A 22,140-nucleotide genomic window follows, 5' to 3' on the forward strand; every position below is an offset into this window, starting at 1 on the left:
CCGCCCGGTCCGGCGGCTACCGCGCGAACAGCTGCGGGAACGCGCCGTACGCCCACGGGTAGCCGATGAAGACGGCCACGTCGATGAGCGTGTGGGCGACGATGAGCGGCACGAGCCTGCCGGTGCGGGCGTAGAGCCAGCCGAAGAGCACGCCCATCGCGAAGTTCCCGAAGAGCGCGGGCACGCCCTGGTAGAGGTGGTAGACGCCCCGCAGCGCCGCAGCGGCGACGATGATCGGCCAGGCGCCGAGCCTGCCCGCGCCCCACCCGAGCCGCCGCAGCCGCTCGAAGGCGTAGCCGATCACGATCACCTCCTCGGTGAGGCCGGCGCGCAGCGCCGACAGCAGCAGCACGGGCACGGTGAACCACTGCGCGTCGAGCGGCGACGGCACGACGTCGACGGTGAGCCCCATCGCCCGCCCCGCGAGGTAGAGGGCGAGGCCGGGGATGCCGATCACGAGCACGAGGGCTGCGCCCGAGAGGGTGTCGCGCACCGGTCGCGTCGCGTCGATGCCGAGCGCGCCCAGGTGCGGCCGGCGCGAGCGCCAGAGCAGCCAGCACACGAGCGCCACCGGCACGAGGTCGAGCGCGATGCCGGTGAGCTGGTACGAGAGGTCGAGCCACGCGCGGTCGGAGCGCGCCGGGTTGAGCGCCACCTGCTGCTCGCCGATGGGCGTCGCGCGCGTCGAGACGTCGAGGAACTGCAGCACCGACCAGAGGGCGCTCGCGCCGAGCGACAGCAGCAGCACGATCGCCAGCTCCCACCACAGGCGGCGCTGCGAGGGGGCGTGCTCGCGCACGGGGTCGAGGCGGATGGGCTCGGTCACCGCTCCAGGGTAGGGCCGCGACTTCTGCGCGCCGATCGGTGCCCTCGTGCACATCTGTTGCGCGAGAGCGGCGGCGGCGCATTCGATCACGGTTCTGCACCGACTTGGTAACGATCCGGTTGCCGCGCCCGATCGGGCTTGCTCTCGGGCCTACAGTGGCACTCATCCAGAGCACAGCGGCTGTCTGGCCGCGCGCTCACCTTGCACAGGAGGAACATTGAGGATCAAGCGATTCGCTGCGAGCGGCGTGCTGCTCGCGACGGGCGCGCTCGTCCTCTCCGCTTGCACGCCGACTACGGCGCCAGGAGCGGAGATCGTCGAGGGCACGTCCATCACGGCAGCGTGGAGCCAGCCGTTCTACTCAGCGAACGGCAACACGTCGTTCGGCAACGCCACCGCGAACAACAACATCAACTACATGACCTACTCGGGGTTCAACTTCTACGACAACACCCCCGAGCTCCAGCAGGACACCTCCTTCGGCTCGTACGAGCTCGTGTCGGAGGACCCGCTGCAGGTCCAGTACACGATCAACGAGGGCGTCCAGTGGAGCGATGAGGTTCCCGTCGACGCCGCCGACATGCTGCTCAACTGGGCAGCCATCTCGGGCGCGTTCAACACGGAGGACTTCGCTCCGGAGGAGTACCAGGATCCGGAGACCGGTGAGTTCACCACCGAGTTCCCCGAGGGCACGGTCTTCTTCGACTCGGGCGCCACGCCCACGTCGGGACTCGGCCTCGTGCAGGAGACCCCGGAGATCAACGAGGACGGCCGCGGCATCCTCATGACGTACTCCGACTTCTACGTCGACTGGGAGCTCGCGTTCGGCGCCGGCCTGCCCGCGCACGTCATCGCGATGAACGCGCTCGGCATCGAGGACCCGACGGAGGCCAAGCAGGCCGTCATCGACGCCATCCAGAACGAGGACATGGGCGTCATCGCGCAGCTCGCGTCCTACTGGAACACGGGCTTCAACTTCACCGAGATGCCCTCCGACACGTCGGTGCTGACGGCCAACGGCCCGTACATCATCAGCGACTTCGTGGCCGACCAGTACATCACGCTGCAGGCCAACGAGAACTACGTCGGCGACCACCAGCCGCAGGTCGAGACCATCACGGTCCGCTTCATCACCGACGCCATGGCTGCGGTGACGGCGCTCCAGAACGGCGACGTCGACATCATCCAGCCGCAGGCTACGCCTGACGTCCGCGCTGCCCTCGAGGGCACCGAGGGCATCACGGTGAACTACGGCGAGGGTGCGACGTACGAGCACGTCGACCTGCAGTTCGACCAGTCGAAGAACCCGGGCGTCTTCGAGACGCTCGAGGCTCGCCAGTCGTTCCTGCTGACGATTCCGCGCCAGGAGATCATCGACCGCCTCATCATCCCGCTGAACCCGGAGGCCACGGTCCGCAACTCGGCCGTGTTCGTCCCGGGCGCCGAGGGCTACGACGAGTCGGTCGAGAACTCGGGCATCCTCGACATGTACTCCGAGGTCGACATCGAGCAGGCCACGGCGCTGCGCGAGCAGGCCGGCCTGGAGGAGGGCACCGAGGTCTGCCTCCTGTTCGCCTCGACGAACCCTCGTCGCGTGTCGGAGTTCGAGCTCATCCGCGAGTCGGCTGCTGAGGCCGGCTGGACCGTGACCGACTGCTCGTCGCCCGAGTGGGGTGGCCTCCTCGGCGCTCCCGGTGCGTACGACGCGTCGCTCTTCGGATGGCAGTCGACCTCGCTCGGCGTCGCCTCGGTCGGTCCGAACTTCGAGACCGGCGGCATCAACAACCTGTCCTACTACTCCAACGAGGAGATGGACGCTGTCGTGCAGGAGCTCAACACCACCGTTGACACCGAGCGCCAGATGGAGCTGCTGATGGAGATCGACCGCATCCTCGTCGAGGACGCGTTCGGCATCACCATCTTCCAGTTCCCGGAGGTCACCGCGTTCTCCGACCGCATCACGGGCATCGACTCGTCGCCGCTCGCCCCGACGATCTTCTGGAACGTCTGGGACTGGACGCCGACCGAGACGAACGCCTCGGAGGGCTGATCCACCACACCCGCCTCCAGTCCCATCCACTGCTAGTGTGATGTGGCTTCAGGCAGAGAGGCGCCGGACCACCTGGCCCGGCGCCTCTCGCATGAACTCTTCCGACTCGCTCGATCAGCGATCTCGGATCCACCCGTAGACCGGAACTCAAGGAGGCGAACCGGTGGCGACATTCATCGTCAGGCGCCTGATCGCGGCAGTGCTCATCCTGCTCGCCGCGACTTTCCTCATGTACAACATGGTGGCCTTCTCAGGCGACCCGCTCGAGGATCTCCGCGGCGTCCAGACCCCGCAGACAGCGCAGCTCATCGAAGCCCGCATCCGACTGCTGCACCTCGACGTGCCGCCGCCGCTGCGCTACTTCATCTGGCTCGGGGGCATCGGCGGATGCTTCATCGGCCAGTGCGACTTCGGCATGACCATCCAGCAGCAGCCCGTGCTCAACGTGCTCCTGAACTCGATGGACCAGACCCTCCGCCTCGTGACCATCGCCACGATCGTCGCCATCATCCTCGGCATCGTCATCGGCATCACGACCGCGCTGCGCCAGTACTCCTCGTACGACTACGGCGTGACGTTCATCTCCTTCCTCTTCTTCTCGCTGCCGATCTTCTGGTTCGCGGTGCTGCTCAAGCAGTTCCTCGCCATCGGCGCGAACGACTGGCTGCAGACCGGCGCGCAGATCGACTGGTGGGTGATCGTGGTCGTCGCGCTCGTCTCCGGCCTGTTCTGGATGTCGGTGCTCGGCGGCGATCCGAAGCGCAAGGCGATCACCTTCGCCCTCGGCACGCTCGCCGGCGGCCTCGTGCTCGGCTACATGAGCATGTCGGGCTGGTTCCTGAACCCCCGCTTCATCCTCTTCGGGCTCGACTTCTCGCTGCTCGCGATCGCGTTCCTCATGCTCTCGGTGGCGCTCATCGTCACGGCGATCCTCGCCGGCATCAAGAACCGCCGCTCGCTCATGATCGGCCTCGGCGTCGCCGTGGTCGGCATCGCGCTGTACTACCCGGTGAACTACTTCCTGTTCAACCCGCAGGTCGTGCCGATGAACTTCTGGATCCTCGCCGGCCTCGCGGTCGTGACGATCCTCGTGGGCGTCGGCGCCGGCTGGGTCTTCGGCGGCGACAACAAGTCCGTCAACATGAAGATCGGCGGATGGACGGCGTTCCTCGTCGGCGCGATCATGGTGGTCGACCGGCACATGCAGCTGTGGCAGGCCTACTCGCAGTCCGGCTACATCCGCGGCCGCCCGATCGCCACGATCGGCGCGAGCAACCCGGGCTTCTCGCAGTCGTCCTTCTTCGTGCAGGGCGTCGACGCGTTCACGCACCTGCTGCTGCCGACGATCGCGCTGATGGTCATCTCCTTCGCCGGCTACACGCGGTACACCCGCGCGAGCCTGCTCGAGGTGCTCAACCAGGACTACATCCGCACCGCGCGGGCGAAGGGCCTCACCGAGCGCACCGTCATCGTGCGGCACGCGTTCCGCAACGCGCTCATCCCGATCACCACGATCGTGGCGTTCGACATCGCCGGCATCATCGGCGGCGCCGTCATCACCGAGCGCGTGTTCGGCTGGACCGGCATGGGATCGATGTTCATCAACGGCCTCAACCAGGTCGACCCCAACCCGGTGATGGCGTTCTTCCTCGTCACCGGAGCGCTCGCGCTCCTGTTCAACATGCTGGCCGACATCGCATACGCGGCCCTCGACCCCCGGATCCGGGTGAGCTGATGACCACGAACATCCCGCAGACCAACGAGCCGCACGTCACCGACGCCGAGGCCAACCTCGAGCTCAAGGAGATCGAGGGCCTCAGCCAGGGCCAGATCGTCCGGAAGCGCTTCTTCCGGCACTGGGGCGCCGTCACGTCGATGATCGTGCTCGCGCTCATCATCATCCTGGCGTTCACGTCCGTCGGCATCTCGGCCGGCCCCGTCCGCATCCCCGGCTGGTGGGCATGGGACTGGACGCAGAACCCGCGCCCGGTCAACGGCGGCACCCCCTCGTGGGAGCACCCGTTCGGCCAGGACTCGATCGGCAAGGACCTGTTCGCGCTCGTCATGCGCGGCACGCAGCAGTCGCTCATGATCATGGTGCTCGTCGGCCTCATCGGCGCGACGATCGGCATCGTCATCGGCGCGCTGTCGGGCTTCTTCCGCGGCTGGGTCGACTCGGTGCTGATGCGCTTCACCGACGTGATCATCACGATCCCGTTCATCGTGATCGGTGCCGTCATCGGCTCGACGTTCGGCAAGCTCGGCGCCTTCGTGCTCGCGATCGTGCTCGGCCTGTTCTCGTGGACGGGCCTCGCTCGACTCGTGCGCGGCGAGTTCCTCTCGCTCCGCGAGCGCGAGTTCGTCGACGCGGCCCGCGTGGCCGGCGCCTCGAACGGCCGCATCATCTTCAAGCACATCCTGCCGAACGCCATGGGCGTCATCATCGTCAACACGACGCTGCTGATGGCCGGCGCGATCCTGGCGGAGACGGGCCTGTCGTTCCTCGGGTTCGGCGTGCAGCCGCCTGACACGTCGCTCGGCCTCATCATCAGCCTCAACCAGGAGGCGTTCCAGACGCGGCCCTGGCTGTTCTGGTGGCCCGGTGCGTTCATCATCGTGATCGCGCTGTGCATCAACTTCATCGGCGACGGCCTGCGCGACGCGTTCGACCCGCGCCAGAAGCGGATGCCGTCCGAGCGGGCGATGCGCCAGGCCGACGTGGCCGCGGCCGACGCGGCCGCGCTCCGCGGCCACGAGGCCGAGGACCCGGCCTTCGCCGCTGCGGCCGACGGTCAGGCGCCGGGGCCGGACGCCCGTGCGCCGCGCGCCGAGGGCGACACCGCGGGCGACCGCGGCGACCGCGACCGGGGCTGACGTGCTGCGCTCAGCGAAGCACGAGGCCCGCGGCGGCCAGCAGCGCCGGCACGGCGACGATCGCGATCGTAGGCCAGTGCCAGCTGCGGGTCGCCGTGGCCGCCTCGTCGAGCAGGCCCTCGTCGCGCAGCTCCTCCCAGTGGGTGCGGGTGACGTGCGCGGCCGCGCCGGAGACGCTGTGCACGGCGTCTCCGGGGCGGATCGCGCCGCCCACCGTGCTCGACTCGCGGGCGAGGCGGATGTCCTCGGTCGTGACGCGCGCGATGCCGTAGCGGCTCGGCGCCGGCGCCGCCCACGCGGTCAGGCGACGGTCCTCGAGCGTGAGCTCGAGCGCCCACTTGGTGTCGATGCGCTTGATCGCGCCCCACGGCACCTCCCAGGTGCTGAAGGGGTTCACGACCTCGACGCCGCCGTGGTCGATCGTGACCCGCGGGCGCCACATGAAGGCCCACGTGACCGCGGCCCCGAGCAGCGGCCACGGCGCGGACCACAGCAGGCCCACCGGGTCGTCGGCGAGCAGGATGCTCGCCAGGGCGAGCCCCATGAGCACCCCGATCACCACCGTGATCACCCTGCCGAAGGACGATCGGAACACCGCTCGCTGATAGGCCATCCATCCAGTTTCGCAGACCACCACTGCACTGCAGACAACGCAGGAGAGGAGCTCCCGTGACCGACACGGCAGCCGCCCCCGTCGCCGACCGCGACGTCATCCTCGAGGCTCGCGACCTCAACGTCGACTTCTGGGTCGACGGCAAGTTCTACCCGGCCGTCAAGGACGCCGAGTTCAAGGTCCACGCCGGCGAGGTGCTGGCGATCGTGGGCGAGTCGGGCTCCGGCAAGTCGACGACCGCGATGGCGCTCATCAGCCTGCTCCCGCCGAACGCGCGCGTGAACGGCTCGGTGCGGCTCAAGGGCAAGGAGATCCTCGGCATCCCCGAGCGCGACCTCCGCCACATCCGCGGCAACGAGATCGCGGTGATCTTCCAGGAGCCGATGACGGCGCTCAACCCCGTCTACACGATCGGCTTCCAGATCTCCGAGGCGCTCCGCAGCCACTACGACCTCACGGTCGACCAGGCGAAGGAGCGCGCGATCGAGCTGATCGCGAAGGTCGAGATCCCCGACCCGCCGACCGCGTTCAACAAGTACCCGCACCAGCTCTCGGGCGGCCAGCGCCAGCGCGCCATGATCGCCCAGTCGCTCGCGTGCGACCCGGCGCTGCTCATCGCCGACGAGCCGACCACCGCGCTCGACGTGACGGTGCAGGCCGAGGTGCTCGACCTGATGCGCAAGCTGAAGGACGAGCTGGGCTCCGCGGTCATCCTCATCACGCACGACATGGGCGTCGTCGCCGACCTCTCCGACCGCATCATCGTCATGCGCAACGGCGAGATGGTCGACCGCGGCTCGGCGCTCGACGTCTTCCAGCGCCCCTCGCACCCGTACACGAAGGAGCTGCTGGCGGCCGTGCCGTACCTCGGCGTGCACGAGGACGAGACGGGCCGCGCGTTCGAGGCGTCGAAGGTCTCCGACACCGTCGACCCGATCCTGCGCTTCGCGGACGTCGTGATCGAGTACCCGAAGCGCGGCCGCGTGCCGGCGTTCCGGGCCGCCGAGGACATCGACCTGTCGGTGTACCCGGGCGAGATCGTCGGGCTCGTGGGCGAGTCGGGCTCCGGCAAGACGACGCTCGGCCGCGCCGCGATCGGCCTGCTGCCCATCAAGTCGGGCACGCTGACCGTCGCCGGCCACGACATCTCGGCCGCTTCGATGCGCGACCTGCGGCCGCTGCGCGAGAAGACCGGCATCGTCTTCCAGGACCCGTCGTCGTCGCTCAACCCGCGCATGCCGATCGGCGAGTCGATCGGCGAGCCGATCCTGCTCTCCCGCCGCGCGGCGGGCGACGCGATCGACCACAAGGCGCTCGACAAGCGCGTGCAGGAGCTGCTGGAGTCGGTCGAGCTGCCGACCTCCTACCGCAACCGCTACCCGCACGAGCTCTCCGGCGGCCAGAAGCAGCGCGTCGGCATCGCCCGCGCGCTCGCGCTCGCGCCCGAGCTGCTCATCGCCGACGAGCCGACCTCCGCGCTCGACGTGTCGGTGCAGGCGCGCTTCCTCGAGCTGCTCACGGGCATCCAGCAGGAGCTGCAGTTCGCGTGCCTCTTCATCAGCCACGACCTCGCGGTCGTCGACTCGCTCGCGCACCGCATCGTCGTGATGCGGAAGGGGCGCATCGTCGAGGAGGGCACGCGCGACCAGATCCTGCGCAACCCGCAGGACGCGTACACGCAGCGCCTCATCTCCGCCGTGCCGCTGCCCGACCCGGTCGCGCAGGCCGAGCGCAGGGAGTCGCGCCGGGCGAGCTGACCGGCACCCCGCACGCACGGCCGCGGCCGCCCGCTAGGATGGGCGCCGCGGCCGTTCGTCGCGAACTCCCCAGAACCGGAAGGCACCTGCATGCCGATCGCCGCGCGATCCGACCTCCGCAACGTGGCGATCGTCGCCCACGTCGACCACGGCAAGACGACCCTCGTCGACGCGATGCTGACGCAGACCGGCTCCTTCGGGGCCCACGACACGCACGACGAGCGCGCCATGGACTCGAACGAGCTGGAGCGTGAGAAGGGCATCACGATCCTCGCCAAGAACACGGCGATCCGCTACACCGGCGCGCACGCCGCCGACGGCCCCGTCACGATCAACGTCATCGACACGCCCGGCCACGCCGACTTCGGCGGCGAGGTCGAGCGCGGCCTGTCGATGGTCGACGGCGTCGTGCTGCTCGTCGACGCCTCCGAGGGCCCGCTGCCGCAGACGCGCTTCGTGCTCCGCAAGGCGCTCGAGGCCAAGCTCCCCGTGATCCTGCTCGTCAACAAGACCGACCGCCACGACGCGCGCATCGACGCGGTCGTGGGGGAGAGCCAGGACCTGCTGCTCGGCCTCGCCTCCGACCTCGCCGACGACGTGCCCGACCTCGACCTCGACGCCGTCCTCGACGTGCCGGTCGTCTACGCATCCGGCAAGGCCGGGCGCGCGTCGACCGCGAAGCCCGCCGACGGCTCGCTGCCCGACAGCGAGGACCTCGAGCCGCTCTTCGGGGCGATCCTCGAGCACATCCCGGCGCCGACGTACGACGACGAGGCGCCGCTGCAGGCGCACGTCACCAACCTCGACGCATCCCCCTTCCTCGGCCGCCTCGCGCTGCTGCGCATCAAGGCGGGCACGCTCAAGAAGGGCCAGACGGTCGCCTGGGTGCGGCACGACGGCGAGGTGCAGAACGTGCGCGTCACCGAGCTGCTCGAGACGAAGGCGCTCGACCGCGTGCCGGCCGAGAGCGCCGGCCCCGGCGACATCGTCGCGGTCGCCGGCATCGCCGAGATCACCATCGGCGAGACGCTCGCCGACCCCGACGACGTGCGCCCGCTGCCGGCGATCACCGTCGACGAGCCGGCCATCTCGATGACGATCGGCACCAACACGTCGCCGCTCGCCGGCAAGATCAAGGGCTCCAAGCTCACCGGCCGCATGGTGAAGGACCGACTCGACCGCGAGCTCATCGGCAACGTGTCGCTGCGCGTCGTCGACATCGGCCGCCCCGACGCGTGGGAGGTGCAGGGCCGCGGCGAGCTCGCGCTCGCCATCCTCGTCGAGCAGATGCGCCGCGAGGGCTTCGAGCTGACCGTCGGCAAGCCGCAGGTGGTCACGCGCAAGATCGATGGCGTGCTGCACGAGCCGTTCGAGCACCTCACGATCGACGTCCCCGAGGAGCACCTCGGTGCCGTGACCCAGCTGCTCGCGGGCCGCAAGGGCATCATGGACGGGATGACGAACCACGGCACCGGCTGGGTGCGCATGGAGTTCGTCGTGCCGAGCCGCGGCCTCATCGGCTTCCGCACCGAGTTCCTGACGAGCACGCGCGGCACGGGCATCGCCAACGCGATCGCGCACGGCTGGCAGCCGTGGGCGGGCGCGATCACGACGCGCAACAACGGCGCGCTCGTCGCCGACCGCACGGGCGTCGCGACGCCCAACGCGATCATGGCGCTCCAGGAGCGCGGGGTCTTCTTCGTGAAGCCCGGCGACGACGTCTACGAGGGGATGGTCGTCGGCGAGAACGCGCGCTCCGACGACATGGACGTCAACATCACCAAGGAGAAGAAGCTCAACAACATCCGGTCGTCGACCGGTGAGGAGCTCGAGCGCCTGACGCCGCCGAAGACGCTCTCGCTCGAGGAGTGCCTCGAGTGGGCGCGCGACGACGAGTGCGTCGAGGTGACGCCGCACGCCGTGCGCATCCGCAAGGTGACGCTCGACGCGACCACCCGCGCCCGCGAGGCGTCGCGCCTCAAGAAGCAGGGCTGACCCTCCCGTCGATTGGTCACGAAGTGCTGGTCGTGAGCGCTCCGCCCAGCACTTCGTGACCACTCGGTCTTGAGCCGTCGCCGGTCGGCGATGGCTGGGCGGGCGCCCCGGCTCAGCGGGTCGCGGCAGCCGCGGCCATGCGGAGCGCACGCACGTGCGCGATGTGCGCGAGCACGCCGCGAGCGCCGCCCCGCAGGTCGTCCTTGGTGACGCGGATGACGTACCAGCCCTCGGACTGCAGCCTCCGCAGCCGACGGATGTCGCGCTGGTACTGGGCGTCGTCGGTCCGATGCTGCTCGCCGTCGTACTCGATCGCGAGCCGCAGCTCGGGGTAGGCGAGGTCGATCCGCGCCCAGACGCGGCCGTCGGGCTCGCGGAGCTCGAGCTGCAGCACCGGCTCGGGCAGGCCTGCGCCGATGATGCGCAGGCGCAGCTGCGTCTCCTTCGCCGACTCGGCGCCGGGGCGCACGAGCGCGAGCGCGCGGTCCACCACCGCCATGCCGCGGGCTCCTCGGTAGCGTCGCGTCGCGTCGGCGAGCGCGTCGATCGTGAGGCTGCCGGTGCGCCGCGGATCGACGATCCAGTCGCCGACCGCCACCAGCTCCTCGACGCTGAGCAGGGTCGCGAGGTGGACGAAGGTGTCGGCGACGGCCTCCGCGCGGAGCCCGGCGACCTCGACGACCTCCGACTTGATGCGGTGTCCGACCACGCCGGGCCGGCGCATCCGCCCGGTGAAGGAGGGGGATGCGAGGTGCACCGGTCCGCGCTCCAGCCGGCGCGGGATCGGCATGCCGTGGAGGAGCGCTGCGGTCGCGTGGGAGAAGAACTGGTCGGGCCTCGCGAGCGCCGTGAGCGCGGCGATCAGCTCGTCGCGGCCCTCCTCGACGGTGGTCGGCGGCGGCCCGACGACGCGGCACCCGCTCGCCGGGCGTCGGAACGCCGCTCCGCGCAGCTGCGCGGCGGTCAGGCCCGAGGCCTTCCCCTGCCTCGTCGTGAACACCGTGCGCTCCGCATCCATCCGCGGACCATGCCGCATCCGGCCCCGCACCCGCCGCGCCGAGCGACCCCGCTGTGGATCGCCCTGCCGCCCGGCGCAGCCCAGCCCGAGCCGCCCCCGATCGATTGGTCACGAATCGCTGTGCGCAGGGGCCCGCGACAGCGATTCGTGACCAATCGGCGTCAGGCAGGGGTGGGGGCCGGGCGGATGCGGTGCGATGCGCCGCGGTGCTCGTCCGGGAGGCGGGCACCGCGGCCGTGCAGCTTCTGGCGCAGCGTGCCCTCGGCGTACGCCTCGGGGTAGGCGCCCCGCTCCCGCAGGACCGGCACGACGTGCTCGATCACGTCCTCCCAGGTGCCGGGCGTGACGGCGTAGGCGAGGTTGAACCCGTCGACGTCGGTCTCCTCGACCCACTCCTGCAGCGCATCCGCGATCTCCTCGCCGCTGCCGACGAGCGTCGGCCCGAGCCCGCCGATCGCGGCGTGGCGGCCGAGGTCGCCGACCGACCACTCGCGGCCGAGCTCGGCCTCGGCCTGCAGGTGGTGGAGCACCGACTGGATCGCGTTCGACTCGACGTCGCCCACCGGGTCCGCGGGGTCGTAGGCGGCGAGGTCGACGCCCATCCACCCCGACATGAACACGAGCGCGCCCTCCTCGCTCGCGTAGGAGCGGTACTCCGCCTCCTTCGCGAGCGCCTCCTCGCCGGTCGCCGCGGTGATGATGGTGAGCAGCGTGTAGATGCGGGCCGAGCGGCGGTCGCGGCCCGCGGCCTCGAGGGCGTCGCGGATGCGCCGCACGGTGCCGGCGAGGACCTCCTTCGAGGGGGCCGCGACGAAGATCGCCTCGGCATGCTCGGCCGCGAACGCGACCCCGCGGGGCGAGGCGCCCGCCTGGTAGATGACCGGCGTGCGCTGCGGCGACGGCTCCGAGATGTGCGCGCCCGGCACGGTGAAGAAGCGCCCGCGGTGGTCGATGTCGTGCACCTTCGCCGGGTCGGCGAAGACGCCCCGCTCGCGGTCCTCGACGACGGCGTCGTCCTCCCACGAGCCCTCCCACAGCTTGTAGAGCACCTCGAGGTACTCGTCGGCGTGGTCGTAGCGGTCGTCGTGCGCGAGCTGGTCGTCCTGCCCCATGTTGCGCGCGGCGCTCGGCAGGTAGCCGGTGACGACGTTCCAGCCCACGCGGCCGCCCGTGAGGTGGTCGAGCGTCGACATGCGGCGGGCGAAGGGGTAGGGGTGCTCGAACGCGGTGCCGGCGGTGATGCCGAAGCCGAGGTGCTCGGTGACCGCGGCCATCGCGCTCACGAGCAGGATCGGGTCGTTGACCGGCACCTGCGCGCCGTTGCGCACGGCAGCCTCGCGGGTGCCGCCGTAGACGTCGTAGGTGCCGAGCACGTCGGCGATGAAGAGGCCGTCGAAGGCGCCGCGCTCGAGCAGCTGGGCCAGCTCGGTCCAGTAGCCGATGGTGTTGTAGTGCCGCGACCGGTCGTCGGGGTGGCGCCACAGCCCGGAGGACTGGTGCGCGACGCAGTTCATGTCGAAGGCGTTGAAGCGGATCTGGCGTGTCATGCCCGGCATCGTGGCGGGCGCCGGAGGGGCGGGGCAACGGATGGGCGACGCCCGGCGTCATGGCGCGTCACGGTGCGTCACACTCGCCCGCCCGGGGCCGCGCGGGCCTAGCGTTGCCGCCATGACGCATCCGACCCTCCGCATCGTCGCCGTGAGCGGCAGCGTGCACCGGCCGTCGTCGACGACGGCGCTCGTCGCCGCGCTCGCCGACGCGGTCGCGCGGCGCACGGACGCGACGATCGAGCTCGTGGAGCTCGTCGACGTCGGGCCGCACCTCGGGGGCGCGCTGCGGCGCGAGTCGCTGCCGGCCGAGGCGGAGCGCGCGATCAGCGCCATCGAGGAGGCCGACCTGCTCGTGGTGGGGAGCCCGGTGTACCGGGCGAGCTTCACGGGCCTGTTCAAGCACCTGTTCGACTTCGTCGACCAGCGCGCGCTCGTCGACGTGCCGGTGCTGCTCGCCGCGACGGGCGGCTCCCACCGCCACGCGCTCACGATCGAGCACCAGCTGCGGCCGCTCTTCGCGTTCTTCCAGGCGCTCACGCTGCCCGTCGGCGTCTACGCCTCGAGCGAGGAGTTCGAGCACGGCCGCGTGCGCTGCGCCGCGGTGCTCGACCGCATCGAGGCGGCCGCCGACCGCGCGCTGCCGTACCTGCGCGCCGTGCCGGCGCCGGTGCGCCCCGCCGCGTTCTGACGCGCGCGCGTCATCGGAGGGCGTGCGGCGGTGGTTGGATGAGAGGAATGGACCCCCGCCTCGAGCGCGTGCTGTTCGTGCACGCGCACCCCGATGACGAGACGCTCTCGACCGGCGCCGCGATCGCGACCGTCGCCGCGGGCGGCGGCGACGCGGTCGTCGTGACGTTCACGCTCGGCGAGCGCGGCGAGGTGCGCGCCGAGCGCCAGCCCGACGTCGACCACGTCGGCGTCGGCGAGGTGCGCCGGCAGGAGCTCGACCAGGCGCTCCGCGCGCTCGGCGCCCGCGGCCGCCGCATCCACGGCTGGGACGACTCCGGCATGTCGTGGATCCGCAGCGGCGTCGCCGGCCCCGCGCCCGACGCGCCGCCGACCGCGATGGGCATGGCCGACCCCGACGACCTCGCGGATGCGCTCGGCGTCGTCATCGAGGAGACCGACCCGACGGCGATGGTCACCTACGACGCCGACGGAGGCTACGGCCACCCGGACCACGTGGCCGCGCACCGCGCATCCGTCATCGTCGCCCGCCGCTACGACCTGCCGCTCTACGTGCGCACCGACCGGCCCGCCGACGTCGCGTTCCCGCTCGAGCCCGTGCGGCAGCGCGTGCTCGACGCGCTCGCCGCGCACCGCTCGCAGCTCACCGTCGAGGGCGACGACGTCGTGCACGTCGGGGGCCAGCGCCGGCCGCTCGACGCGGTCGAGCACTACCGGCTGATCGAGACCCGGCCGCCGCGCCGCACCCGCTGGCTGCTGCGCGCCGGCGCGCTGCTCGCGGGCATCGTCATCGGCGTCGTGGGCACCTTCTCGCACCAGCAGGTGCCGTGGGGCATCCTGCTGTCGCTCGTCGCCGCCGTCGGCTTCATCGGCGGCGTGCGCGCGGCATCCGGCTCCCGGCCGATGACGATCGCGGCCGTGCTCGGCGTCGTGGGCGTGATCGCGCTCATCGCGATCGACCCGCTCGGCCGCGGCACGTTCGGCACCGAGCGCGCGCTCGTGCCGACGAACCTGCCCGGCTGGCTCTGGACCATCGTGCCGGCCGCCGCATCGCTGCTCGCCCTGGCGTGGCCGGACGCCGAGGCCACGCGCCGGATTAGGATGGCAGCGATGAGCCAGGCGCAGCAGCGCCGGCCGGACACCGAGCCGACGGAAGGGGACCGGCAGTGACCTATGTGATCGCGCTCCCGTGCGTCGACGTCAAGGATCGCGCCTGCGTCGACGAGTGCCCCGTCGACTGCATCTACGAGGGGGAGCGGATGCTGTACATCCACCCCGACGAGTGCGTCGACTGCGGCGCGTGCGAGCCGGTGTGCCCGGTCGAGGCGATCTTCTACGAGGACGACACGCCGGAGGAGTGGGCCGAGTACTACGAGGCCAACGTGCACTTCTTCGACGAGATCGGCTCGCCCGGCGGGGCCGCGAAGGTGGGCGTCATCAAGCACGACCACCCGATCGTGGCCGCGCTGCCGCCGCAGGCCTGAGCCGCGGCCGAGCCGATGCTCCGCCTGCCCGACTTCCCCTGGGACACCCTCGCCGACGCCAAGGCGCTCGCGAGCGCGCACCCCGGCGGCCTCGTCGACCTGAGCGTCGGCTCGCCGGTCGACCCGACGCCCGAGCTGCTGCAGCGGGCGCTGCGCGAGGCGACCGACGCGCACGGCTACCCGACGAACTGGGGCACGCCCGAGGCGCGCCGGGCGATCGTCGACTGGTTCGCCCGCGTGCGCGGCGTGCCGGGCCTGACCGACGAGAGCGTGCTCGTGACGGTCGGCTCGAAGGAGCTCGTCGCCGGCCTCCCGCAGCAGCTCGGCCTCGGCCCGGGCGACGCGGTCGTGCACCCGGCCGTCGCCTACCCGACCTACGACATCGGCGCGCGCATGGCCGGCGCGACGCCGGTGCCGGCCGACGACCCAGGCGCCTGGCCCGAGTCGACGAGGCTCGTGTGGCTCAACTCGCCGTCGAACCCGACCGGAGCGGTGCTGGGCGTGGATGCGCTGCGGCGCGTCGTGCGCGCGGCGCGCGAGCGGGGCGTCGTGGTCGCGAGCGACGAGTGCTACGCGCTGCTGCCGTGGGAGGTCGACGAGGCGCCCTCGATCCTCGACCCGCGCGTCACCGACGGCGACCTGTCGGGCCTCATCGCCGTCTACTCGCTCAGCAAGCAGTCCAACCTCGCCGGCTACCGCGCCGCGTTCATCGCCGGCGACCCGGCGGTCGTGCAGCGCGTGCTCGCGGTGCGCAAGCACCTCGGCCTCATGGCGCCGAGCCCCGTGCAGCACGCGCTCGCGGTCGCGCTCGGCGATGCGAGCCACGTCGACGAGCAGCGCGAGCGCTACCGCGCGCGGCGCGCGCTGCTGCTGCCGGCGCTCCGCGAGCGCGGCTTCGCGGTCGAGTCGGAGGCCGGCCTGTACCTGTGGGCGACCGACGGCACGGATGCGCTCGCGCAGGTTGACGCGCTCGCGCGGCTGGGCATCCTGGTCGCCCCGGGCACCTTCTACGGCGACGCGACCCACGTGCGGGTCGCGCTCACCGCATCCGACGACGACATCGCGGAGGCCGCGGCGCGCCTGCGCGGCTGAGCACCGGCGGCGTGAGAGGGCGCCGCCGGAGGGCGGGTAGGCTGTCCTGGTGACGACCGAGGACACCGCAACCAGCTCTGCCATCTCGACGCGGGCGAGCGACGCCGGCACCGCCGCCGGCCGCAGCGTGACGCTCCAGCACGACGGCCGCTCCACCGAGCTGCAGGTGCTCGAGGCCTCGGACGGCCGCTCCGCGATCGACGTGTCGAAGCTCACGCGCGACACCGGGCTCACGGCCCTCGACTACGGCTTCGTCAACACCTCCGCCACCCGCTCGTCGATCACCTACATCGACGGCGACGAGGGCATCCTGCGCTACCGCGGCTACCCGATCGAGGAGCTCGCCGAGCAGAAGACGTTCCTCGACGTCGCGCACCTGCTCATCTACGGCGAGCTGCCGAGCGAGGACGAGCTGGCCGGCTTCGACCAGCGCGTGCGTCGCCACACGCTGCTGCACGAGGACCTGCGCCGCTTCTTCGACGCGCTGCCGCGCGATGCGCATCCGATGAGCGCGCTCTCGAGCGCCGTCAGCGCCCTGTCGACGTACTACGAGCACGACCACGACCCGCGCGACGCCGACAAGGTCGACAAGCAGACCATCCGGCTGCTCGCGAAGATGCCGGTCATCGCCGCGTACGCGCACAAGAAGTCGATCGGGCAGGCGTTCCTCTACCCCGACAACTCGCTCTCGTTCGTCGAGAACTACCTCAAGCTCAACTTCGGCATCCAGGCCGAGGAGTACATCCAGAACCCTGTGATGGTGCGCGCGCTCGAGCGACTGCTCATCCTGCACGCCGACCACGAGCAGAACGCGTCGACCTCGACCGTGCGGCTCGTCGGCTCGACCGACGCCAACCTGTTCGCCTCGGTCTCGGCCGGCATCCACGCGCTCTCGGGCCCGCTGCACGGCGGCGCGAACGAGGCCGTGCTCGCGATGCTGCGCGGCATCCGCGACTCCGGCGACGGCGTCGAGCGCTTCGTCGAGCGCGTGAAGCGCAAGGAGCAGGGCGTGAAGCTCATGGGCTTCGGGCACCGCGTCTACAAGAACTACGACCCGCGCGCGAAGCTCGTCAAGGCATCCGCCGAGGAGGTGCTCGCGCAGCTCGGCGTGCGCGACCCGCTGCTCGACATCGCGCAGGAGCTCGAGCAGGTCGCGCTCGCCGACGACTACTTCAAGGAGCGCAAGCTCTACCCGAACGTCGACTTCTACACGGGGGTGATCTACAAGGCGATGGGCTTCCCGGAGCGCATGTTCACGGTGCTGTTCGCCATCGGCCGCCTGCCCGGCTGGATCGCGCACTGGCGCGAGATGATGCTCGACCCGCAGACGAAGATCGGCCGCCCGCAGCAGCTGTACGTCGGCCCGACCGAGCGCCACATCTGACCCACCCCGGCCTGCGGCCCCGCCGCTCGCCCCGTGCCGCCTGCGCGGCTGACCCGGAGCATCCATGACCAGCACCACGCAGGCGACGCCCACCGGCGCCGTCGACCGCTTCTTCAAGATCTCCGAGCGCGGCTCGAGCGTCTCGCAGGAGATCCGCGGCGGCCTCGTCACGTTCTTCGCGATGGCGTACATCATCGTGCTGAACCCGCTCATCATCGGCGGGTTCTCGGCCGACCAGGCGGCGACCGACGTCGAGGGCGGATGGCTCCCCAACGGCCAGGTCGCGGCCGTCACGGCGCTCGTGGGCGGCCTGATGACGCTCGCGATGGGGCTCATCGCCAACGTGCCCTTCGGCCTCGCGGCGGGCCTCGGCATCAACTCGTTCCTCGCCTTCGGGCTCGTGGGCGAGCTGACGTGGCCGGAGGCGATGGGCCTCGTGGCTCTCAACGGCCTCATCATCGTGCTGCTCGCCGCGACCGGCCTGCGGCGGATGATCTTCGACGCCGTGCCCGCGGCGCTCAAGAGCGCGATCGCGGTCGGCATCGGCCTGTTCATCGCCTTCATCGGCTTCGTCGACTCGGGCTTCGTGCGCTCGACCGGCATCGCCGCCCCGCCCGTGCAGCTCGGCGACGGCGGCTCGATCACGTCGCTGCCGACCGCGACGTTCGTCATCGGCGTGGTGCTCATGGGCATCCTCATGGCGCTGCGCGTCAAGGGCGCGCTCCTCATCGGCATCGTCGCGACCACGGTCATCGCGATCGTGCTCGAGTCGATCTTCCGCGTCGGCCCGTCGCTCGGCCAGAACCCCGACGCGTGGAACCTCAACGCCCCGGCGCTGCCGACGAGCATCGTCGCGCTGCCCGACCTCTCGCTCGTCGGCCAGGTCTCGTTCGGCTCGTTCGAGCGGATCGGCATGCTCGCGACGACGATGTTCATCTTCACGCTGCTGTTCCTCAACTTCTTCGACGCGATGGGCACCATGACGGGCCTCGCGCGCCAGGCGGGCATCGCGACGCCCGACGGCCAGTTCCCGGGCCTGAAGCGCGCCCTCGTGGTCGAGGGCGTCGGCGCGATCGCGGGCGGCGGCGCGAGCGCGTCGTCGAACACGGTCTTCGTCGACTCGGCCGCCGGCATCGGCGAGGGCGCCCGCACCGGGCTCGCCTCGGTCGTGACCGGCGTGCTGTTCCTCGCCGCGATGTTCCTCACGCCGCTCACGCAGATCGTGCCGCTCGAGGTCGCGGCCGCGACGCTCGTCGTGGTCGGCGCGATGATGATGAGCCAGATCGCCGACATCGACTTCACCGACTTCCGCGTCGCGCTGCCCGCGTTCCTCACGATCGTCGTGATGCCGCTCACCTACAACATCGCCAACGGCATCGGCGTCGGCTTCATCGCGTGGGTGATCATCAACGCCGTCTCCGGGCGCGCGAAGACGATCTCGCCGCTGCTGTGGATCGTCGCGGCGCTCTTCGTCGTGTTCTTCGTGCGCGGCCCGCTGCAGGCGCTCATCGGCTGACGCCGTCGGGCGCCGGCTCAGTGCGCCTTCGAGACCTGCGCCAGCACCTCGGGGCCGCGGCGGTCGAGCGCGGCGCCGCCGAGGCGAACGCCGAGCCATGACGCGAGCCCGCCGATGAGGAGCGCCGCCGCGAGCGCGACCCAGCCGAGCCACGGGATCCACAGCGCGGCCACCGCCGGCAGCAGGAACGGCGCGCCCGCGATGCCGAGCACCGGCAGCGAGAGCGCCACGCCGGCGAGCGACTGCACGCCGCCCGACGAGCCGCGGCCGAGCGGGTTCGACCCGGGCGGGGGCGCCTCGCCCGGCAGGTAGGCGCCGAGCCACAGCAGCGCTCCGCCGACGAGCCCGTACGTGCCGACGCCGACGGCGAGGCTCGCGGGCAGCACGTCCCAGCGGCCGGCGGCCCAGCACGCGAGCACCGCGGTGATCGCGAGCGCCGGCACGAAGACGACCGAGGTGCCCAGCAGCCGGCCCGCGCGGTCGTCGACGCCGCGCACCCCGGCGAGCAGGTGCCACGCGAACGCGCTGCTGTCGTAGGCGACGTCGATCTGCAGCATGCTCGCCGCCACGACCGCCATCAGCAGCGGCAGCAGCGCGATGGGCTCGCGCGGCACCTCGTCGGCGACGAGCTGCAGGCCCGCGATCATCGCGGGCACGATGAGCACCGCGATCACGTTCATGAGGTGCCGCACGTCGCGGCGCCGGTAGCGGATGCTCCTGGCCGCGATCGCGCCGGCCGGGGTGGCGGGGAGCAGGCGGTCGAGCAGGCGCCCCTCGCGCACCCGTCCGCCGCCGCGGAGCACGATCGGGTTCGTCAGCCGCTCCGCGAGCATGCGGCCCCACGCCCACCAGCACAGCGCGACCGTGGCGAGGGCGATCGCGAGCTTGGCGGCGGCCTCCGGCCAGGCGCCCGCCGCGACGGCGCGCGGCACGTCGAACACGGCCCCGAGCGGCGTCCACCCGACGACGCGCGACGCATCCGCCACGACCGGCGCCGCGTCGCCCAGCTCGCCGACGCCCGCGGCGAACGACTGCATGCCGAGCGCCGCGGCGGCGATCGCGACGAGCAGCAGCAGCGCCATGACGTCGCGGGCGCGTCGGCTCGCGAGCTGCCGGGCGAGCAGGTCGGCGATCACGCGGGTGATGAGCAGCACCGTGAGCACCGCGACCGGCAGCAGCAGCGCGCCGGCGACGAGCGCCGCCGCCGAGGTCGACCAGACGATGAGGCCGATCGCGACCGCGAGCACCGCGACCGCGCCCCACGGGTCGAGCAGCGAGGCGGCGAGCAGCCCGCGCCGCAGCTGCGGCACGCGCACCGGCAGCAGGCTGAAGCGCTCGGGCGCGAGCGGGTCGCTCGTGCCGACGAGCACGGCGATCGCGGTGAGTCCCACGGTGAGCGCGGCGCCCGCGAGCACGGCGGCGTGCGCGCCGAGCTCGGGCACGAGCACGCGGATCGCGACCGCGCCGAGCGCGCTCGAGCCGAGCAGCGACAGCGCGCCGAGCACGCTGAGCACGAGCGCGACGACCGCCCACGGGCTCTGCCGCAGCGAGCCGACGAGCAGCCGGTACCTCAGCGCGATGCAGAGCGCAGCCACGCGAGCGTCTCCGTCCCGAGCGCCTCGCGGCCCACCAGCTGCACGAAGCGCTGCTGCAGGCTCGTGCCGGCGCGCACCTCGTCGAGCGTGCCGGTCGCGAGCAGGCGCCCCTCGGCCACGACGGCGACGCGGTCGCAGAGCGACTCGACGAGCTCCATCACGTGGCTCGAGAGCACGACCGTGCCGCCGGAGGCGACGAAGCCGCGCAGGATGGCGCGGATCGCCTCGCCGGAGACCGGGTCGACCGACTCGAACGGCTCGTCGAGCACGAGGAGCCTCGGGGCGTGGATGAGCGCGCACGCCAATGCGATCTTCTTGCGCATGCCGGCGGAGTAGTCGGCGACCGCCGTGCCGCCCGTGCCGTCGAGGCCGAGCGCACCGAGCAGGTCGGCCGCGCGGGCGACGACGTCGGCCTCGGGCATGCCGCGCAGCAGCCCCGTGCAGCGCAGCAGCTCCGCGCCGGTGAGCCGGTCGAAGAGGTGCACGCCGTCGGGCAGCACGCCCATGATCGCCTTGGCGGCGGCCGGGTCGTGCCAGACGTCGCGCCCCAGCACCGCGGCGCTGCCGTGATCGGGGCGCAGGAGCCCCGTCGCCATCGAGAGGGTCGTCGTCTTGCCGGCGCCGTTCGGCCCGACGAGCCCGAAGAGCGAGCCCTGCGGCACGGCGAGCGTGAGCCCGTCGACCGCGACCTTCTGCCCGAAGCGCTTCGCGAGCTGCTGCAGGTGCAGCGCGGGGACGGGCGCCGCGGCGGGCTCGGCCGCCACCATCAGTGCAGGGCCGCGTTCAGCTCGACGCCGCGGCCGTCGCGCGCGACGACCTCGACGGCGCCCGAGACCGAGTTGCGGCGGAACAGCAGCCCCGGACGGCCCGAGAGCTCGACCGCCTTCACCGTCTCGCCGCCTGGCTGCACCGTGACCTTGGTGCCCGCGGTGACGTAGAGCCCCGCCTCGACGACCGAGTCGTCGCCGAGCGAGATGCCGACGCCCGCGTTCGCGCCGAGCAGCACGCGCTCGCCGAGCACCACCCGCTCGGTGCCGCCGCCCGAGAGCGTGCCCATGATCGACGCGCCGCCGCCGATGTCGGTGCCGTCGCCGACGACCACGCCCTGCGAGATGCGGCCCTCGACCATCGAGGCGCCGAGCGTGCCCGCGTTGAAGTTCACGAAGCCCTCGTGCATGACGACGGTGCCGGGCGCGAGGTGCGCTCCCAGGCGGATGCGCGCGGCGTCGCCGATGCGCACGCCCTCGGGCAGCACGTAGTCGGTCATGCGCGGGAAGCGGTCGAGCACCTGCACCTGGATGCCCGCGCGCTGCAGCTGCACGCGGTGGGCGGCCGCCCACGCGGGGTCGACGGGGCCGGCGCTCGTCCACGCGACGAGCGGCAGCGCGCCGAAGATGCCGTCGAGGTTGATCGAGTTCGGGCGCACGAGGCGGTGGCTCAGCAGGTGCAGGCGCAGGAAGGCGTCCTCGACCGACGCCGGCGGCGCATCCAGGTCGATCTCCACCAGGCGGTGCTCGACGTCGACGCCGCGCTCGGGGACGGGCCTCGCCTGCTCGGCCAGGCCCTCGGGAGCGGCGGCGCCGTCGGCCGCGCCGAGCGCCGGCGCGGGGTACCAGGCATCGAGGGTGCGCCCTTCGAAGACGGTGACGAGCGCATGTCCGTGTGCGGGGCGAGCCATGCTCCGAGTCTAGGCTGGAGG

18 protein-coding genes are annotated in these 22,140 nt (G+C 71.8%); 11 read left to right on the forward strand and 7 right to left on the reverse strand.

Annotation, left to right across the window (positions count from 1 at the left end; translation table 11 throughout):
• Positions 1 to 16: 16 nt before the first annotated feature.
• Entirely contained in the window at positions 17 to 826 is an 810-nt protein-coding gene (locus tag J2X49_RS06880; RefSeq protein WP_310124234.1) for a CPBP family intramembrane glutamic endopeptidase, read from the reverse strand.
• Positions 827 to 1,043: 217 nt separating this feature from the next.
• Between J2X49_RS06880 and J2X49_RS06885 the strand changes: the two genes are divergently transcribed.
• The 3 genes from J2X49_RS06885 (at position 1,044) to J2X49_RS06895 (ending at position 5,750) form a co-directional block, all read left to right on the forward strand.
• Entirely contained in the window at positions 1,044 to 2,876 is a 1,833-nt protein-coding gene (locus J2X49_RS06885) for an ABC transporter family substrate-binding protein (RefSeq protein ID WP_310124237.1), read from the forward strand.
• Positions 2,877 to 3,039: 163 nt separating this feature from the next.
• Positions 3,040 to 4,611 carry an ABC transporter permease gene (locus J2X49_RS06890; RefSeq protein ID WP_310124239.1) on the forward strand — a complete coding sequence of 524 codons (1,572 nt, stop codon included), beginning with the start codon at positions 3,040 to 3,042 and terminating at the stop codon, positions 4,609 to 4,611.
• Positions 4,611 to 5,750 (forward strand): ABC transporter permease, encoded by a 1,140-nt coding sequence (locus J2X49_RS06895; protein WP_128189798.1) that lies wholly within the window; start codon positions 4,611 to 4,613, stop codon positions 5,748 to 5,750. Before J2X49_RS06890 ends, J2X49_RS06895 begins: the two co-directional genes overlap by 1 nt.
• 10 nt (positions 5,751 to 5,760) lie before the next feature.
• On the opposite strand, the gene J2X49_RS06900 is transcribed toward J2X49_RS06895, so the two are convergent.
• Positions 5,761 to 6,363: a PH domain-containing protein gene (locus J2X49_RS06900; RefSeq protein ID WP_128189799.1), complete on the reverse strand. Its 603-nt coding sequence runs from the start codon at positions 6,361 to 6,363 to the stop codon at positions 5,761 to 5,763.
• A 56-nt stretch (positions 6,364 to 6,419) separates the two neighbouring features.
• Between J2X49_RS06900 and J2X49_RS06905 the strand changes: the two genes are divergently transcribed.
• Entirely contained in the window at positions 6,420 to 8,120 is a 1,701-nt protein-coding gene (locus tag J2X49_RS06905; RefSeq protein WP_128189800.1) for an ABC transporter ATP-binding protein, read from the forward strand.
• Between the two features lie 90 nt (positions 8,121 to 8,210).
• Positions 8,211 to 10,115, forward strand: coding sequence for a translational GTPase TypA (typA, locus tag J2X49_RS06910; protein ID WP_128190585.1), 1,905 nt, complete (start codon positions 8,211 to 8,213; stop codon positions 10,113 to 10,115).
• A 112-nt stretch (positions 10,116 to 10,227) separates the two neighbouring features.
• Here typA and J2X49_RS06915 read toward each other — a convergent pair whose 3' ends face one another.
• Together J2X49_RS06915 and J2X49_RS06920 are read right to left on the reverse strand one after the other, a co-directional pair.
• The gene (locus J2X49_RS06915; protein ID WP_310124249.1) at positions 10,228 to 11,133 is read right to left on the reverse strand and encodes a DUF559 domain-containing protein; all 906 of its coding nucleotides are present in this window, start codon (positions 11,131 to 11,133) and stop codon (positions 10,228 to 10,230) included.
• Positions 11,134 to 11,294: 161 nt separating this feature from the next.
• Positions 11,295 to 12,680 (reverse strand): LLM class flavin-dependent oxidoreductase, encoded by a 1,386-nt coding sequence (locus J2X49_RS06920; RefSeq protein WP_310124251.1) that lies wholly within the window; start codon positions 12,678 to 12,680, stop codon positions 11,295 to 11,297.
• Positions 12,681 to 12,801: 121 nt separating this feature from the next.
• On the opposite strand from J2X49_RS06920, the gene msuE reads away from it, so the two are divergent.
• The 6 genes from msuE (at position 12,802) to J2X49_RS06950 (ending at position 18,846) form a co-directional block, all read left to right on the forward strand.
• Entirely contained in the window at positions 12,802 to 13,371 is a 570-nt protein-coding gene (gene msuE / locus J2X49_RS06925; RefSeq protein ID WP_310124254.1) for an FMN reductase, read from the forward strand.
• Positions 13,372 to 13,418: 47 nt separating this feature from the next.
• Entirely contained in the window at positions 13,419 to 14,540 is a 1,122-nt protein-coding gene (locus J2X49_RS06930; RefSeq protein WP_310124255.1) for a PIG-L family deacetylase, read from the forward strand.
• Positions 14,537 to 14,854, forward strand: a complete 318-nt coding sequence (gene fdxA / locus J2X49_RS06935) for a ferredoxin (RefSeq protein ID WP_128189925.1) — start codon at positions 14,537 to 14,539, stop codon at positions 14,852 to 14,854. The genes J2X49_RS06930 and fdxA overlap by 4 nt, the downstream gene beginning before the upstream one ends.
• Before the next feature lie 15 nt (positions 14,855 to 14,869).
• Positions 14,870 to 15,946: a succinyldiaminopimelate transaminase gene (gene dapC / locus J2X49_RS06940; protein WP_310124258.1), complete on the forward strand. Its 1,077-nt coding sequence runs from the start codon at positions 14,870 to 14,872 to the stop codon at positions 15,944 to 15,946.
• Positions 15,947 to 16,073: 127 nt separating this feature from the next.
• The gene (locus J2X49_RS06945; RefSeq protein WP_128189928.1) at positions 16,074 to 17,330 is read left to right on the forward strand and encodes a citrate synthase; all 1,257 of its coding nucleotides are present in this window, start codon (positions 16,074 to 16,076) and stop codon (positions 17,328 to 17,330) included.
• Positions 17,331 to 17,394: 64 nt separating this feature from the next.
• A complete protein-coding gene (locus J2X49_RS06950) occupies positions 17,395 to 18,846 on the forward strand; it encodes an NCS2 family permease (protein WP_310124261.1) in 1,452 nt (483 codons plus the stop codon).
• 17 nt (positions 18,847 to 18,863) lie between these two features.
• On the opposite strand, the gene J2X49_RS06955 is transcribed toward J2X49_RS06950, so the two are convergent.
• Genes J2X49_RS06955 through J2X49_RS06965 form a run of 3 tightly spaced genes read right to left on the reverse strand, consistent with a single transcriptional unit; the run spans position 18,864 to position 22,119 of the window.
• Positions 18,864 to 20,441, reverse strand: a complete 1,578-nt coding sequence (locus tag J2X49_RS06955) for a hypothetical protein (protein ID WP_310124263.1) — start codon at positions 20,439 to 20,441, stop codon at positions 18,864 to 18,866.
• Positions 20,417 to 21,208, reverse strand: coding sequence for an ABC transporter ATP-binding protein (locus J2X49_RS06960; protein WP_310124265.1), 792 nt, complete (start codon positions 21,206 to 21,208; stop codon positions 20,417 to 20,419). Before J2X49_RS06960 ends, J2X49_RS06955 begins: the two co-directional genes overlap by 25 nt.
• Positions 21,208 to 22,119 (reverse strand): tetrahydrodipicolinate N-succinyltransferase N-terminal domain-containing protein, encoded by a 912-nt coding sequence (locus J2X49_RS06965; RefSeq protein WP_310124268.1) that lies wholly within the window; start codon positions 22,117 to 22,119, stop codon positions 21,208 to 21,210. Before J2X49_RS06965 ends, J2X49_RS06960 begins: the two co-directional genes overlap by 1 nt.
• Positions 22,120 to 22,140 lie beyond the last annotated feature (21 nt).

Origin of the sequence: Agrococcus sp. BE272, assembly GCF_031457935.1 — a bacterium.
In the GTDB taxonomy this organism is placed as follows: domain Bacteria; phylum Actinomycetota; class Actinomycetes; order Actinomycetales; family Microbacteriaceae; genus Agrococcus; species Agrococcus sediminis.

What these genes read in the sequence shown, in the direction of transcription:
- J2X49_RS06895 (WP_128189798.1), top strand. Translation starts at nt 4,611, where the DNA reads ATGACCACGAACATCCCGCAGACCAACGAGCCGCACGTCACCGACGCC.
- J2X49_RS06900 (WP_128189799.1), bottom strand. Translation starts at nt 6,363, where the DNA reads ATGGCCTATCAGCGAGCGGTGTTCCGATCGTCCTTCGGCAGGGTGATC.
- typA (WP_128190585.1), top strand. Translation starts at nt 8,211, where the DNA reads ATGCCGATCGCCGCGCGATCCGACCTCCGCAACGTGGCGATCGTCGCC.
- J2X49_RS06915 (WP_310124249.1), bottom strand. Translation starts at nt 11,133, where the DNA reads ATGGATGCGGAGCGCACGGTGTTCACGACGAGGCAGGGGAAGGCCTCG.
- J2X49_RS06920 (WP_310124251.1), bottom strand. Translation starts at nt 12,680, where the DNA reads ATGACACGCCAGATCCGCTTCAACGCCTTCGACATGAACTGCGTCGCG.
- msuE (WP_310124254.1), top strand. Translation starts at nt 12,802, where the DNA reads ATGACGCATCCGACCCTCCGCATCGTCGCCGTGAGCGGCAGCGTGCAC.
- J2X49_RS06930 (WP_310124255.1), top strand. Translation starts at nt 13,419, where the DNA reads ATGGACCCCCGCCTCGAGCGCGTGCTGTTCGTGCACGCGCACCCCGAT.
- dapC (WP_310124258.1), top strand. Translation starts at nt 14,870, where the DNA reads ATGCTCCGCCTGCCCGACTTCCCCTGGGACACCCTCGCCGACGCCAAG.
- J2X49_RS06950 (WP_310124261.1), top strand. Translation starts at nt 17,395, where the DNA reads ATGACCAGCACCACGCAGGCGACGCCCACCGGCGCCGTCGACCGCTTC.
- J2X49_RS06960 (WP_310124265.1), bottom strand. Translation starts at nt 21,208, where the DNA reads ATGGTGGCGGCCGAGCCCGCCGCGGCGCCCGTCCCCGCGCTGCACCTG.
- J2X49_RS06965 (WP_310124268.1), bottom strand. Translation starts at nt 22,119, where the DNA reads ATGGCTCGCCCCGCACACGGACATGCGCTCGTCACCGTCTTCGAAGGG.